The sequence below is a fragment of the Paraburkholderia sp. J8-2 genome, assembly GCF_905220195.1.
In the GTDB taxonomy this organism is placed as follows: domain Bacteria; phylum Pseudomonadota; class Gammaproteobacteria; order Burkholderiales; family Burkholderiaceae; genus Paraburkholderia.
In genome coordinates, this window is the sequence record NZ_CAJMZA010000003.1 from 435,030 (window position 1) to 449,813 (window position 14,784).

At 64.2% G+C, this 14,784-nt stretch carries 10 protein-coding genes; 6 read left to right on the top strand and 4 right to left on the bottom strand.

Annotated features, from left to right (window positions below; all coding sequences use genetic code 11):
- Positions 1–102: 102 nt before the first annotated feature.
- Both U5A52_RS10770 and U5A52_RS10775 read left to right on the top strand, forming a co-directional pair.
- The gene (locus U5A52_RS10770) at positions 103–663 is read left to right on the top strand and encodes a DUF308 domain-containing protein (protein ID WP_321911977.1); all 561 of its coding nucleotides are present in this window, start codon (positions 103–105) and stop codon (positions 661–663) included.
- A 129-nt stretch (positions 664–792) separates the two neighbouring features.
- The gene (locus tag U5A52_RS10775; RefSeq protein WP_158762316.1) at positions 793–1,173 is read left to right on the top strand and encodes a PLDc N-terminal domain-containing protein; all 381 of its coding nucleotides are present in this window, start codon (positions 793–795) and stop codon (positions 1,171–1,173) included.
- 88 nt (positions 1,174–1,261) lie between these two features.
- Here the strand turns inward: U5A52_RS10775 and U5A52_RS10780 are convergent, their stop codons facing one another.
- On the bottom strand, positions 1,262–1,585 hold the full coding sequence (locus U5A52_RS10780) for an RcnB family protein (RefSeq protein WP_321911974.1): 324 nt from the start codon (positions 1,583–1,585) through the stop codon (positions 1,262–1,264).
- A gap of 452 nt (positions 1,586–2,037) precedes the next feature.
- Between U5A52_RS10780 and U5A52_RS10785 the strand changes: the two genes are divergently transcribed.
- From U5A52_RS10785 to U5A52_RS10795, 3 genes are read left to right on the top strand one after another with little or no spacing between them, the layout of a single operon-like run.
- Positions 2,038–3,198 carry an efflux RND transporter periplasmic adaptor subunit gene (locus tag U5A52_RS10785; RefSeq protein WP_321934739.1) on the top strand — a complete coding sequence of 387 codons (1,161 nt, stop codon included), beginning with the start codon at positions 2,038–2,040 and terminating at the stop codon, positions 3,196–3,198.
- Between the two features lie 12 nt (positions 3,199–3,210).
- Entirely contained in the window at positions 3,211–6,399 is a 3,189-nt protein-coding gene (locus U5A52_RS10790) for a multidrug efflux RND transporter permease subunit (RefSeq protein WP_321911970.1), read from the top strand.
- Positions 6,392–7,864: an efflux transporter outer membrane subunit gene (locus U5A52_RS10795; RefSeq protein ID WP_321911968.1), complete on the top strand. Its 1,473-nt coding sequence runs from the start codon at positions 6,392–6,394 to the stop codon at positions 7,862–7,864. The genes U5A52_RS10790 and U5A52_RS10795 overlap by 8 nt, the downstream gene beginning before the upstream one ends.
- Positions 7,865–7,895: 31 nt before the next feature.
- Here U5A52_RS10795 and U5A52_RS10800 read toward each other — a convergent pair whose 3' ends face one another.
- Complete coding sequence (locus U5A52_RS10800) at positions 7,896–9,305, bottom strand: diguanylate cyclase (RefSeq protein ID WP_415773775.1); 1,410 nt, start codon at positions 9,303–9,305, stop codon at positions 7,896–7,898.
- A 64-nt stretch (positions 9,306–9,369) separates the two neighbouring features.
- Positions 9,370–12,120 carry a putative bifunctional diguanylate cyclase/phosphodiesterase gene (locus U5A52_RS10805; RefSeq protein ID WP_321934741.1) on the bottom strand — a complete coding sequence of 917 codons (2,751 nt, stop codon included), beginning with the start codon at positions 12,118–12,120 and terminating at the stop codon, positions 9,370–9,372.
- Between the two features lie 367 nt (positions 12,121–12,487).
- Here U5A52_RS10805 and U5A52_RS10810 point away from each other — a divergent pair, with 367 nt between their 5' ends.
- A complete protein-coding gene (locus U5A52_RS10810) occupies positions 12,488–14,212 on the top strand; it encodes a dihydroxyacetone kinase family protein (protein WP_321934742.1) in 1,725 nt (574 codons plus the stop codon).
- Positions 14,213–14,238: 26 nt separating this feature from the next.
- Here the strand turns inward: U5A52_RS10810 and U5A52_RS10815 are convergent, their stop codons facing one another.
- The gene (locus tag U5A52_RS10815) at positions 14,239–14,733 is read right to left on the bottom strand and encodes a DUF3237 domain-containing protein (protein ID WP_321911960.1); all 495 of its coding nucleotides are present in this window, start codon (positions 14,731–14,733) and stop codon (positions 14,239–14,241) included.
- Between the last annotated feature and the right edge of the window lie 51 nt (positions 14,734–14,784).

Genomic DNA, 14,784 nt, shown 5'->3' on the forward strand with positions numbered 1-14,784 from the left:
GCCCTTGTATTTGCGGACTCAAGCACTATACTTCCACGGCTGATCGTAGAACGCTTAATTTCGCTTAAGCCTATAATTCGGCAAGAATACGCGCAAGTCAGAATGCCGAGCTATGTAACCGTATTGACGCAGTTACATTCGAATATGCCAAAGCGTGCTATTTTTCCAATTGCCAGTTCAACCCTTCTCGTCGCGGCGGGAATTATCTGCATCGTCTTGTCGCTCACGACAAGGTCAATGATCGGAACGCTTTTCATCGCAAGGATGCTGCTGTTCTGCGGCTTCGTGCATGCTTTGAATCTCTTCACGACGAAAGACTGGAAGCTCGCCATCAGGCGCATTCCGCCAGTCATCGTGCCCGTTCTCATCGGCATTCTCATTCTGGTCAACGACAGCGCGCGGGCGCGCGGTCTTACCGTGATGCTGATGATCTTCTTCGTGCTCGACGGCTTCTTCAAGATCATTGCGTCGGTCGGGCAAGACGTGAAGCTCAACAATATCGGCATTGTCAGCGCGGCGCTGTCTTTCCTGCTCGCCATTTTTCTGGCCGCGAATTTCCCGAGCGTGCCGTTGCCCTTGCTCGGACTGTTCCTCGGGCTGGATCTCATTTCCATGGGTTTGGTGCCGTTAGCCGGCCGGGAGCGCAGGCGCAGCCTGGTCTGACCTGATGAAAGCGAAGCTGGCTGCCGCGTCACGTCCGTGCATCACGTTTCGCGCGCTCGGTGTAGCCTTCGATGCTCGTGTCAGCGCACAGTTACCGTTTTCCACACGCAAAACCGACGGAGGCGATTCATGATCTTCGCAAATGGCTTTACGTTTTCGAACTTCATTATCGATGCGTTTTCGATATTCATGTTCATTCTGTGGTTCTGGTTGTTCATCACGATCACGAGCGACCTGTTTCGCCGAACCGATATATCGGGATTCATGAAGATCGTCTGGGTGATATTTCTGATTGTTTTGCCGTATATCGGCATATTCGCCTATGTGCTCACGCAAGGCAGGGACATGGCGCATCGCAACCAGGAGCGGGCGCAGAAGGCACGCGAAGAACTGCGCCACATTGTGGGCTACAGTGTCGCAGACGAAATCGAGAAGCTGGACAAGCTCAGAACGACAGGGTCGATTTCAGACGACGAGTACAAGCGCCTTCGCTCGCGGCTCGTCGATTAAGCGGGGCGGCCGGCACGGCAACCGCCCCGGCATGAATCAGGCAGCAATCGCGCGGGCTACGCACACGTAGCCCGTTGTGTGATCCCGCTTATTCAGTACCCGGAACGATCTTCGCGATCTTCCAGTTGCTTCTCGACACCAGCACGTAGTCGCCGTTCACGCCGAGCCACTGCTGCCCGCGCTTCGGTGCGTCCAGGTTATGCGATTTCCAGTCCTTCATCTGATAGTTGTAATGCCGGTATTTCGAGGGGACCTGATCGCCCTCGTGCCAGTCGCGATGTGGCATGGTCGGCATGACCTGCTGGCGGCCTGTCCCCTGGCTTTGATCGCCGCCGGAGCCTTGTGCAATTGCTGACGAGGAGACACCGACGACGAGCGCAGCGATGACTGAGAGGACGAGTTGGCTTTTCATGATTCGATCTCCTGAGGCAAGAAGATGATTGACGTCGCCATGACGTATGGCTTATTCGGTTATAGAACAACCTGAAAGCCGTGATGTCCGACTGTACGAACGTGCCCTTAAAAGCGTATGGGCAATGGCTGGAATACGGAGAAATCCAGCGGTGTGAATAAGGGTGTGAAGCGTCTATCCATAGTAGTAAACGGAATTCCGACTTCAAGAAATTTGCGAATGGTTGATTTTGTGGCCGTTTTGCGTAAATCCTGTGAATGCATGAAAGCGTTATCTGTTAGATAACGATCGAAATGCGGTGTGCTTTTCCCACGCGTCCGCGCTTGCGGACTGCACACATCGGGGGCCGCAAATCGCAGTTTGAGAGAACATCGCAGTGAGCCGTTCGAAAACATGCGCAACGAGCCGTTCGGGCGCGCGTGTACCGACTCTATTTTTCGGTGGAGCCTCGCGTGTCAAACTGCGAACTCAAACGCTATCGACCGTTGTTGATCGTCGTTGCGGCAGTGTTGCTGCTGGCGGGCTTTGGATGTCGCGACCGCCAGGCTCAGGGCGGCGCTGCGCCGCCGCCGAGCGTGCTGGTCGAAACGGTTGCGGCGCAATCCATTCCGCGCGTGATCGAATTGCCTGGGCGCATCGAAGCGATCCGCTCGGCGGAGGTGCGGGCGCGCGTAGACGGCATAGTCGAGCGGCGTCTGTTCGAGGAAGGCACCGACGTGCGCGCTGGCGCGCCGCTCTTTCTCATCGATTCACGCGACTACCAGGCTGCATTGCAGCAGGCCCAGGCGGCGCTCAACCGGGCCCGGGCCGTGCAGGGCAATGCGGCTTCGGAAGTGGCGCGCTTCAAGCCGCTGGTGGCGCGCCAGGTGGTGAGCGCCCAGGAATTCGAGGCCGCGACGGCCGCACTGCAGCAGGCCGACGCGAATGTTGCGGACGCACGCGCCGCCGTGACGCTCGCGCAGCTTCGCCTTGATCGATGCACGGTTCGCGCGCCCATTGCGGGCCGTGTCGGCCGCGCGCTCGTGACCGAAGGCGCGCTCGTCAGTGCGGCTGGCGCGACCTTGCTCACGCAGGTCAATCAGCTCTCGCCCGTGAACGCCGTGTTCACGCAGTCGAATATCTCGTTGCTGGACGTACGCAAACAGATCGCGTCGGGCTCGCTCGCCGCGCCGGCCGCAGACCGCGCGCAAGTGCGGCTGACGCTTGCGAACGGCGTCGACTATAGCGAGCCGGGCGTGCTCGACTTTACCGATCTCGTCGTCGATCCGTCCACCGGCACGCAGGTGCTGCGCGCGCGCTTCAACAACGCGTCGCGCATTTTGTTGCCGGGGCAGTTCGTGCGCGGACACATCGTGATCGGCACGATACCGAACGGCCTGATTGTCCCCGCGCGCGCCGTGCAGTTCGACAACAACGGGGCGAGCCTCTCGCTCGTGGCCGACGATGGCACCGTCGTGCGGCGCAATGTCGTTCTCGGCCCGCAGGAAGCGGGGCAATGGGTCGTGAAGGATGGGCTCGAGCCCGGCGAGCGTGTGATCGTCGACGGCTGGCAGAGGGTGCAGCCGGGGCAGCGCGTGGACGCCCATCCCTTCGCCGCTCCGAGCCACTCCTGAGCGGCGCGCGCCATGAACCGATTCTTCGTCTACCGGCCGGTCTTCGCGTGGGTGGTTGCGCTCTTCATTGCGCTCTTCGGCGGCCTCGCGCTCATGCTGCTGCCCGTCGAGCAGTACCCCGACGTTGCGCCCCCCTCGCTCACGATATCGGCGGCATACAGCGGCGCGGACGCGCAAACGCTGGACCGCACGGTCACGTCGATCATCGAAGACGAAATGAACGGCGTCGAGAACTTCCTTTACATGTCGTCGCAAAGCCGCTCGAACGGCACGGCGCAGATCACCGTCACGCTCAGGCCCGGCACGAATCTCGACGTCGCGCTCTCGCAGGTCCAGGACCGCTTGAGCCGCGTGGAGCCGCGCTTGCCGCTGGAGGTGAGGCAGGTAGGGGTGACCGTCACGAAGGCGTCGTCGGGCTTTCTGATGCTCATTGCGCTGCAATCCGCCGATGCGTCGATACCGGCGGTCGAACTGGGCAACTTCGCCGCCAATAACATCGTCAACGAATTGCGCCGCATTCCCGGCGTGGGCGACGCGCAGCTGTTCGGTTCCTCCTATGCCATGCGGATATGGATCGATCCGGAAAAACTGAGCAGCTTCGGTCTTTCGGCCAACGAAGTGATGACGGCCATCCAGGAACAAAACAGCCAGACCGCGGGCGGCAGCCTCGGCGACCAACCGCTTGCGCCGGGCGCCGAACTCAATGCGCAGATCGTTACGCGAGGCCGCTTTTCGACGCCCGAGCAGTTTCGCGAGATCATCGTGCGCTCGAACCCGGATGGGTCGACCGTGCGCGTGGGCGACGTGGCGCGCGTGGAGCTGGGCAACGACAGCTATGGCTTTCGCTTTCGCGTGAACGGCAAGGAGTCGGCCGGGATCGCCATCCAGCTCGCGAGCGGTGCGAACGCGCTGGCCGTGGCGAACGCCGTGCGGCAGCGTCTCACGCAGCTGCAGCCGACTTTCCCGAAGGGCGTGACATGGGTCGTGCCGTTCGATACCACACCGTTCATCACGACCTCGTTGAGCGGCGTGTTGCGCACGATGGTCGAAGCGCTGCTGCTCGTGACAGTCATCGTGTTCCTGTTCCTGCAGAAGTGGCGCGCGACGCTCATTCCCACGCTGGTCGTGCCGATCGCGCTCGTCGGCACTTGCGTCGGCATTTATTTGTTCGGACTCTCCATTAATCTGCTTTCATTGTTCGCCATGGTCGTGGCGATCGGCGTGCTCAATGACGACGCGATCGTGGTGGTGGAAAGCGTCGAGCGCGTGATCCAGGACGAGGGGCTCAGCGCGCGGCGTGCGACTGTGAAGGCCATCGGGCAAATTGCGGGCGCCGCCATCGCGAGTACGCTCGTGCTCATAGCGGTGTTCGTTCCCATGGCGTTCTTTCCGGGCTCCACTGGCGCGATCTATCGCCAGTTCTCGGTCACGCTCACTGTCTCGATCTTCCTGTCCACCTTGCTCGCGCTGACGCTGGGCGTGGCCATGTCGGCGACGCTGCTCGGCAGCAAGACGAAGACCGATGACGGTACAGGCAAACCCGCTGCCCGGCATTGGCCAGCGCGCATCCAGCAGCGCGTTTTCGACGCATTCAACCGCGGCATGGAAACGGCCACCGAGCGCTACGTGCTGGCTGTGGAGGCCATGCTGCGCAAGCCGGTGCGCTGGCTCTTCGTATTCGTCGTGGTCTGCGGGGCGACCGGGTTCCTCTTTACCCAGTTGCCGCGCGGCTTCATTCCGGGCGAGGACCAGGGGCACATTTTCGTCGCGTATACGGCGGCGCCCGGCGCCACGGCGCAGCGCACGCAACAGGTCGTCGATCAGGTCGAGGCCTTTCTCAGGCAGCAGCCTCAGGTGCGCAATATCGCGTCGGTCACGGGATTCAGCTTCTTCGGCCAGGGGCAGTCGGCAGCCATGTCGTTCGTCGACCTGAAGCCCTGGTCGGACCGGCCCGGTGCGGCGAATTCGGCAGGAGCGCTCGTTGGGCGTGCGAACGCGGCATTCCGCAATATCCCTCAAGCGCTCGTCTTCGCACTCGACCCGCCCGCCATTCCCTCGCTTGGCAACGCGAGCGGCTTCACGATGAAGATCCTGGACCGCAGCGGCGTAGGCGGCGCGGCATTGCAGCAGGCGAGCGCGCGCATGCTAGCCGAGGCCGCGCGCAGCCCCTTGCTGGTGGGCGTGCGGCCTGACGGCTTGCCGCCCGCGCCGCAACTCTATGTCGATATCGATCGCGTGAAGGCGCGCGCGCTGGGGTTGCAGATCGGCCAGGTGAACAGCGCGCTCGCGCTCGCATTCGGCGCGAACTACGTGAACGATTTTGTCTACGAGGGGAACGTGCTGCGCGTGCTCATGCAGGCCGACGCCGACCAGCGCATGCGGCCCGAGGACATCGGCGCGCTGCGCTTGCGCAACAACGTGGGGGAGATGGTGCCGTTTTCGGCGTTCACGAGCGTGCACTGGACCGCTGGGCCACAGCAGGTCGAACGCTATAACGGCTTTCCCTCGGCCACGATCTCGGGGCAGGCGGCGCCTGGCCGCTCCAGCGGCGCGGCGCTCGCGGAGATGGAGCGTATTGCGGACCACGTGCTTTCCGGCAGCCTGAGCTACGAATGGACCGGCACGGCCTTCGAGGAACAGCAGGCGGCCGGGCAGATCGGCGCGCTGCTGCTGCTTTCCCTCGTCGTGGTGTTCTTGCTGCTCGCCGCGCTCTACGAGAGCTGGGCGATTCCCGTTGCCGTGCTGCTCATCATTCCGCTGGGCGTGCTAGGCGCGGTTCTCCTTACCATGGCGCGCGGCTTTTCCGCCGATGTCTACTTCAACATCGGCCTCGTGACGATCATCGGTCTCGCGGCCAAGAACGCCATTCTGATCGTGGAATTCGCCATCAAGGAAGAGGCTGCGGGCAGCGATACCGTGAGTGCCGCGGTGAACGGCGCGCGCCAGCGCCTGCGCCCGATTCTGATGACGAGCGTGACCTTCGTGCTCGGCATGCTGCCGCTCGTGGTCGCCACAGGCGCGGGTGCGGCGGGCCGCCAGGCGGTAGGCACCGGGATCATGGGCAGCATGCTCACGGCCACGCTGTTCGGCATCTTCTTTACGCCCGTGTTCTATGTGGTGGCGCGCAGATGGCTGAGCCGCAAGCGCGCGCCAGGCGATGACGAAGAAGACGCGCGGCCCGCAGGAGCGAGCGATGTTTAAGACTGCCAGGTGGATGGCGATCGCCGCGTGCCTCGTGCTCGCTTCGTGCAATTTCGCCCCGCGCTACCAGCAGCCTGAATCGCCGGTGGCCAGCACCTACGAGAGTGCGGATATCGCTGCGCCCGGCGGCGAGCGTCTCGCTTCGGAATTGAACTGGGAGACGTTTTTCCGCGACCCGGCGCTCAAACAGCTCATTGCCACGGCGCTTGCGCATAACCGCGATCTGGCGGCGTCAGTGGCGCGCATCGAGCAGGCGCAGGCGCTCTACCGCGTGCAGCGCTCCGCGCAGTTTCCGCAAGTGGCCGCGGGCGCCGACGCCACGCGCACCAAAACGCCGCTCAACTCCATCGAGCCCGAGCTTCCCAACAACAACACCTCGATTCACTTCAATCAGTACAGCGTGCAGGTGGCCGTCACGTCGTTCGAACTCGACTTCTGGGGGCGCGTGGCGAACCTGAGCGAGTCCGCACGCCGCAATTATCTGGCGACGGTGGAGGCCAACGAAGCGTTTCGTCTTTCGCTCATCAGCAACGTGGCGGCGACGTACTACGCCATTCTCTCGGGCAACGAGGGGATCGACCTGGCGCAGCACACGCTCGAAACGCGTCAATATGCGCTCGAAGTCGCGCGGCTGCGCCTCGAAGCGGGCGCGACATCGCTCGTGGATTACCAGCAGGCGCGCATTCTCGTCACGCAGGCGCAGACGCAGCTTGCCGAGCTGCAAAGAACGACGGGCCAGCAGCGCGATCAGTTGGCGGTCCTGATCGGTGGCCCGCTGCCCGACACCGTGGACATGATGCAGCGCCATGCGCTGGCCGACGCCGACCAGTTCGGCACGCTCGATGCGGGCTTGCCTTCCGCGCTGCTCGCGTTGCGCCCCGATATCCGCGCCGCCGAGCAGTCGCTGCGGGCCGCCGACGCCGACATCGGCGCCGCTCGCGCCGACTACTTTCCGCGTATTTCGCTCACGGGCAATTTCGGCTATGTGTCTCCGGAGTTGAGCGATTTGTTCGTGCCCGGCAAGCAGGCGTGGCTCATATCCGGATTCGTCTCGCTGCCGATCTTCGACGCGGGCCGCCGCAGCGCGCAGGTGCGGCTGTCCGAAGCGCGTCAAACGGAACTCGTGGCGAACTACCAGAAGGCCGTTCAGGTAGCGTTCCGGGAAGTCTCCGACGCGCTGATCGCGCGCCAGCGCTTGCAGGAGCAGATCGCGGCACAAGCGCGCGCGGTGGACTCGGAGGCGCGCCTGGCAGAAGCCGCCGAACTGCGCTACCAGAACGGCATTTCCATCTACCTGGAAGTGGTCGATGCGAAGCGCAGCCTGTTCGCAGCCCAACAGCAATTGATCCAGCTACGCGCGGCGGCGCTACAAAACGGCGCTTCGCTCTATGTCGCGCTTGGGGGAGGGCAAGATGCGCCGCGCCCAGCGCATGCGGACGCGGCCAGCGGGGTTGCCAGCCCCTAGCCGCGCGGCTTGAGCACGGCGCACGCGGCACTCAGGCACCACACATGGCAACGCGATTGCGGCCGCGCGCCTTGGCGTCGTACAACGCCTGATCGGCCGCCTTGATGATCTGCGTGACATCGACATCGTGGTCGGGCGACCAGCTTGCCGAGCCAATGCTGGCCGTGACGCGACCGTACTCGCTGCCCGCATGCTCGATGGCCAGTTCGCTGATCGCATGGCGGATTTTCTCGGCGATCGCACAGGCGCCTTCCAGCAGCGTATCGGGCAACACGACGATGAACTCTTCGCCGCCGTAACGGGCGGCGGTGTCCGCGGGCCGGCGGATGTTTTCGCCAATGCAGCGTGCCACGGCGGCGAGTGCGTCGTCGCCGGCCTGGTGACCGTACTGGTCGTTATAGTCCTTGAACCGGTCGATATCGACGAAGAGCAGCGAGAACACGCTGCGCGCGCGTTTTGCGCGCCGCCACTCCTGTTCGAGGATTTCTCCGAGCGTGCGGCGATTGTTCAGGCCCGTGAGGCTGTCCGTGCGCGCGAGCAACTGCAGTTCGGACTCGGCGAGCATTCTGCGCCGCAATTGCGTGGCGAGCACGAATGAAAGCGCGACGAAGCCAATGGCGAAAGTGCCCATGAGCGTGCCGATGGTCAGCGCACGCCGCCGCCACGCAGCGTAGATATCGGGCTCGGCTTCCGCCACCATGATGATGAGCGGCTGGCGCGGGAAATTGCGGAAAAAATACAGGCGGCGTGTGCCGTCGATCGACGACGTGTCCGAGAAACTGCCTTCTTTCGCGCTCACAAAGTGGCGAAACGTACTGGCGTTGCGGATGTTGCGCCTCACCACGGCCGGGTCGTAGGGCTGGCGCATGATCATGGTGCCGTCTTGCGCGATCAGCGAAATCGCCCCGTGCGGGCCGAGCGAGAGCCCGGCGAACAGCTGGTGAAAATACTCGAGGTTTATCGCGATCATGACGATGCCGGCGAACGATCCGTCGGGATGCGACAGTCTTCGGCTCAACGCAATGCTTGGCGCGCCGTTGCGCAGGCGCGAACGGTATGGCGCGCTCACGTACAGGCCAGCATAGGGATTCTCGCGCTGAACCGTGAAGTAGTCGCGGTCGGCGAAATTGGCCTTCGGCGGCGTGTCGGTGGCCGAATTCATGACGACGTTGCCCGCTTCGTCGAGCACCAGTATCGAGCCCAGATATTCCGCGGTAATGGCGTGATCGAACAGCAGCTGGCTGCGCAGGTGCGCGGGCAACGCCATGACGTCGGGCCGGCCGATGCCGTCGACCACGGCCTGCAGCGAAAGCGCGTAAAGCTCGAAATTGCGCTCGATGTCGCGTTCGGCGACGAGCGCGACGTTGCGCGAGTTCTCCCGGGCGCGCTCGAGGGCGTCGTGGCGGCTCTCGTAGAGCACCGTCGCGCACAGCGACGCCATGATGAAGGCGACCGCGAGGCTGCCATGGAAAATGGCGCGCGGCCCCGTGAGCCACCTGAGCAGGTTAGCGCGGGTGAACGCTGGCCGCATGGCTCGCTTCCAGGTAGGTCTGCGCGCTCGCGGCATCGACCGGGCGTGAAAACAAGTAGCCCTGCGCCTCGTTGCAGCCGTTTTCGATCAGGAATTCCAGTTGCCGCGGCGTCTCCACGCCCTCGGCCACTACACGCATGCCGAGCGTATGGCCGAGGGTGAGCACCGCTTTCACGATGACCTCGTCCGCGCGCGAGTGGCCAATCCCTCTCACGAACGACATGTCGAGCTTGAGGCGATCGGGCATGAAGCTGCGAATGTACCCAAGACTGGAATAACCCGAACCGAAGTCGTCGATCGCGACCGAGAGCCCCATCTCGCGAAGCGCGCGCAGCGTGGCGAGCGAGCGGGGCGCCATGAGCACGCCCTCCGTAATTTCCAGTTCGATATTGCGCGGGCTCACGCCTGTGCGCGCGAGCGTTTCCGCCATCATGGCGGGCAAGTCCGCTCGCATGAACTGGACTGGCGATACGTTTACCGAAACAACGATGTCGGGGTACTGGCGCGCCCACTCGCGGGCCTGGCGGCACGCCTCGTCGAAAACGAACTCGCCGATCTGCACGATCAGGCCATTCTCTTCGGCAAGCGGGATGAACAACGCGGGGCCGACCTGGCCGCGCTCCGGATCGTGCCAGCGAACGAGCGCCTCGAAACCCATCGTTTCGCCCGACGTCGGGTTGACTCTCGCCTGCCATGCAACGGCAAACGCGCGCGACGCCACGGCGAGGCGCAACGCCTGCGCGAGGCTCGCCCGCTCCAGGTTCTGCCTGGCGATGGTCATGTCGAACACCTGCATGCTGCCGGGCCCTATCGACTTGGCGCGATACATGGCGGAGTCGGCGTACTTGAGCAGGGAGTCCGGGTCGCTTGAATGATCGGGGAACACGGCGAGGCCGACACAGGCCAGGGGCACGATGACCTTGTTGCCGATCAGCAGACCATGTGTCAAGGATTCCTGCATGCTCGACGCGGCGGCGACGAAGTTCTCGGCGTTGCCTCGCCCATACAGCACGGCGACGAACTCGTCGCCTGCGTATCGCGAGACGATCTCGCCGTGCGCAATATTGGCGGACAGGCGGCGCGCCACTTCGCACAGCACTTCGTCGCCCGCGGTATGGCCGAGCGAGTCGTTGACCTCCTTGAAGTTGTCGAGGTCGATGAACACCAGCGCAAACTTCTGCTGCTCGTGCAGCGCTGTCCTGACCAGCTCATGCAAACGCGCCTTGAGGCCGAGCCGGTTCGGCAGATGCGTGAGCGAGTCTTCGTTGGCTTGCAGGCGCAACTGCTCCTGATAGCGGATGCGCTCGGAAACGTCGTTGAACACGCTCACGCAATGGGTGGGGCGATTGCGCTCGTCGAGCACGGGCGCGACATGCAGCTCGATCCAGTAGGGCGAACCATCGGGCCTGTAGCACTTGAGCAGGCCTTCGGCTTCGCGCTCGGATTGCATGGCACGCCGAATGGTATCGGCATCGGGGGACGATACGTCGCAATCGAGCATGCTCCAATGCTCGGCGCGTTTCGCCTCCTCCACGGCGCGGCCGGTAATGCGCTCGAATGCAGCATTGGCGTAGGTGACGATACTCTCGCCCTCGGCCTTCTGCGAAATGATGACGGCGTTTCTCGAAGCCTCCAGCGCCCGGCTGCGAATGCGCAAATGCTCTCGCGCCTGCTCGTGCGCCGTGACGTCGTGCGCCGTGATGAAACATGCATCGTGGCCCGCATAGTCCAGCATGTGCCATGCGATATCGACGTGGATCACTTCTCCGCCAACGCGCACATGCCGGCGCACGCCGCCTGCGCCGCTTTGGGCGCCGGAATTGACATAGCCGTGCAGGTCGCGGCGGAACGCTTCGGTTTCGGTCGGCGGACGAAGCTGCTCGATCGACATGCCCTTGAGCTGCTGCAGGCTCGCGCCGTATTGACGCTGGGCCGCTGCGTTCGCGGTGAGGATCGTATAGGAGCGAACGTCGAAAATGAGCATCGCGACCGGATGCTGTTCGAAGTACTCACGAAACCGCCGTTCGGATTCGAACGCCACGATTTTCGCTGCGCTGCGGGAAAGCGCGGCGCGGTGGCTCGTGAATAGCGTGAAGAGCAGCAGCAGCGCGCCGGCTGTCGCGGTGCCGATCAGCGAGATTTTTTGCCGCGCGAGCTGTGCCTGCGCGCCGAACTGCACCACCCTGATTTGCTCGCGTTGCCCGGAGCGCAGCTCGGTGAGGAGCGACATGATGGAGCTGAGCGTTTCGTTCGCGCGCTGCATCAGGGCGGGCTCGAGCTTTGCCCCCGCGTCGGCGAGCGCGATATTGCGCGCGGCCGCGTCGAGCTGCTCGGGCCAGACGGCGCTCAACTGGCGCAACTGGCGGATCGTGCGCGCATTGCGCGGCGCGCCGGCAAAGTCGTGCTCGAGCCGGTCGTAAATGCCGGCCACCACGGCGGCCCGCTTGATCGGCCATGCGCGCGACGTGTAGCCCGCCGTGCCCACGCCTTTGAGGAAGTCGGTATTCGCCGCGATATGCAGCGTGAGGAGGGCTTCGAGTTCCGACGTGATGTTCAGTTCCTGACGCAGCCGCGAGTCGGCCGTTCCACGCGAAAGGTTCGCGCTCAGCGTCGCGCCAATTGCCACGCATACGATCAGCGCAACGGCCAGCGCAGCGGCGACGCCTTTGCCGGGCGCGCGGGAGGGGGCCTGTGGTATGGATGCGGATAGTTCAGCTACGTTCATCGCTATGCAACGCGATTCGGCACATCGCCCCTTGCGCCGCGTTGCTCGGCGGGAATGGGCAGGTTACGGGTGAAGGCACCGGCATCAGCGCGGGAGGCGGGCAGAGGGGCCATGGCGTTCCAGGCATGCAGACGGCGACGGCACGGGCAAGTCCGTGATCGGACGCTACTGCCTGAATAACGGGTGTTCGATGTGCCGCTTTGATTGGTGTTTTTACCTAGGCGGCCTGGGCCATGCCGGGATTTTTTACGACGGGCGGGGCACACATCCGGAGCGCGTTTTGACGCCCGTGCTTCAATACGCCCATGGCGTGAAGGGATCGCGCGGTGCGCTGTTTCTGCCCCTGTTACTCTTTCGAGGGACTCACATGAAGAAGCTCGTCAACGACCCGTTGTTTGTGGTGCGCGAGATGCTCGAAGGCATTGCGCGCACTGCGCCGCATGTCGCCGTGCTTGGCGACGAAAACGTCCTCGTTCGCAATCCGCTGCCGGGCCCGCTTGCGCGCCAGGTTGCGGTGATCTCGGGTGGCGGTAGCGGCCACGAGCCCGCGCATGGCGGCTACGTGGGGCAAGGCATGCTGAGCGCCGCGGTGTGCGGCGAAGTCTTCACATCGCCCTCGACCGACGCCGTGCTCGCCGCGATCCGCGCGAGCGCTGGCCCGAACGGCGCGCTGCTCGTCGTGAAGAACTACACGGGCGACCGGCTCAATTTCGGTCTGGCGGCGGAACTGGCGCGCGCCGAGGGCATTCCGGTCGAAATCGTCATCGTGGCGGACGACGTGTCGTTGCGCGGACATACGGAGCGCAATCAGCGGCGCGGCATTGCGGGGACTGTGCTAGTGCACAAGATCGCGGGCGCAGCGGCCGCGCGCGGCGACGCGCTGGAACTCGTGGCCGCGATTGCCCGCAGCGCGGCCGCCAATCTCGGCACGATGGGCGTGGCGCTCGATGGCTGCACGCTGCCTGGCGCCGAGAAAGCCGGCTTTCTGCTGGGCGACGACGAGATCGAACTCGGCATGGGCATTCACGGCGAGAAGGGCGTGGAACGCACGACGCCGATGACAGCGGGCGAATTGACGGAGACGCTGCTCGCCAACATCGTCGAAGACCTGGCGTTGAAAAGCGGCGAGCGCGTGGCGCTGCTCGTGAACGGGCTGGGCGCGACCCCGGAGATGGAACTGGCGATCATCATGCGCGATGCATTCGATAGCCTGAATCGACGTGATGTGGTGGTCGAACGCGCATGGACCGGCACGTTTCTCTCGGCGCTCAATATGCCGGGATGTTCGATCTCCGTGCTTCGGCTCGACGACGCCAGACTCGCATTGCTCGACGCCGACACCGAAGCGCACGCGTGGCCCGGCGTCGGCGCGGTGAATCGGCTGATCCGTATCGAGCCTGCGTTTTCGGCAGCGCAAGCGCGCGCAGAGTCGGGCGCAACGCCCGCCGATGCCGCCAGCGAAGCATGGGCGCAGCGTCTCAAACCGGCGCTCGATGCCGTTGCGCACGCATTGATCGAGAACGAAGCGCTGTTCACGGACCTCGATTCCCGCGCCGGCGACGGCGATCTGGGCGCGAGCATGCATCGTGCCGCGCAGGCCGTGCTCGCTGTGCCGCAAGGCGCGCTTGGTTCGCCGGGCAGCGCGCTCGCCGCGCTCAGCACGGCATTGCGCCGCGCAATAGCGGGCAGTTCCGGGCCGTTCTATGCAACAGCGCTACTGCGCGCTTCGCGCACGCTTGGCGAGACAGTACAGCCCGGTGCGCTGGATTGGGCGGCCGCCATGCACGGCGCGGCCGAGGCGATCAGCGAACTGGGCGGCGCGAAGCCGGGCGACCGCACGATGCTCGATGCACTCGTGCCCGCTGCCGATGCGCTGGAAAACGCCCTGAATTCGGCGTGCCCGGTGGCCGAAGCGTGGGCGCAGGCGGTGAGCGCCGCGGAGACGGGGGCGAAAGGCACCGAGCGAATGACGCCGCGCGCGGGCCGGGCGAGCTATCTGGGCGCGCGCGCGATCGGCAGACCCGATGGCGGGGCGGTGGTGGTGGCGTGCTGGCTCAAGGCGCTGCAGCCGCATATCGGCGCGGTCCCGTAAGGCGGGGTCCCGGCGAAGCACAAAACTCAAAGCACCTCGAAAACGCTATAAACCGGCCCCCCCGGAAAACGGTGCCCCGTGCCAACAGCAATGACGCGATTGAGCCACTCGTACTGACCTGCGGGCGCTTCGAAAACAGGATTGGTCCGAAAGTAATAGCTGGCAGGGTCAACGGCTTCCCCCCGATCCAACCGCTGCAAGACTTCCGGCTCGCCATGACGCACGCCGCGATACGACATCAGCAGCTTCGTACCGTCGTCGGTGCGCAGGAGCAGCCGCACATCGAGCGTCGTGCTGCCGTCACCGCGTACGGTCTGCCAGTCGCTGCCGCCATCGAGCACGACGCCCGAAAGGCGTTCGCCTGCAAACGTACCGGACGGCACGATGCCGACACGGCGCAGCGCGCCCCCGGTCTGGCCGATGATCTCTATCGGCTTGACGTCGAGCCGCATCACGAAGAGCGGGCGGGTTTGCACGGTTCTGAGTGCGGGGGGAAGTTCATCGAAACGAGGCGTGGACATGGCAATCACCTTAGGGGCGTTCACGTTGATAGCGAGGAGGTTGAGCGCGGC

Coding starts and splice junctions, on each gene's coding strand:
- U5A52_RS10775 (WP_158762316.1), top strand. CDS start 793: ATGATCTTCGCAAATGGCTTTACGTTTTCGAACTTCATTATCGATGCG.
- U5A52_RS10790 (WP_321911970.1), top strand. CDS start 3,211: ATGAACCGATTCTTCGTCTACCGGCCGGTCTTCGCGTGGGTGGTTGCG.
- U5A52_RS10805 (WP_321934741.1), bottom strand. CDS start 12,120: ATGAACGTAGCTGAACTATCCGCATCCATACCACAGGCCCCCTCCCGC.
- U5A52_RS10815 (WP_321911960.1), bottom strand. CDS start 14,733: ATGTCCACGCCTCGTTTCGATGAACTTCCCCCCGCACTCAGAACCGTG.
- U5A52_RS10810 (WP_321934742.1), top strand. CDS start 12,488: ATGAAGAAGCTCGTCAACGACCCGTTGTTTGTGGTGCGCGAGATGCTC.
- U5A52_RS10780 (WP_321911974.1), bottom strand. CDS start 1,585: ATGAAAAGCCAACTCGTCCTCTCAGTCATCGCTGCGCTCGTCGTCGGT.
- U5A52_RS10770 (WP_321911977.1), top strand. CDS start 103: ATGCCGAGCTATGTAACCGTATTGACGCAGTTACATTCGAATATGCCA.
- U5A52_RS10795 (WP_321911968.1), top strand. CDS start 6,392: ATGTTTAAGACTGCCAGGTGGATGGCGATCGCCGCGTGCCTCGTGCTC.
- U5A52_RS10800 (WP_415773775.1), bottom strand. CDS start 9,305: ATGGCGTCGCTGTGCGCGACGGTGCTCTACGAGAGCCGCCACGACGCC.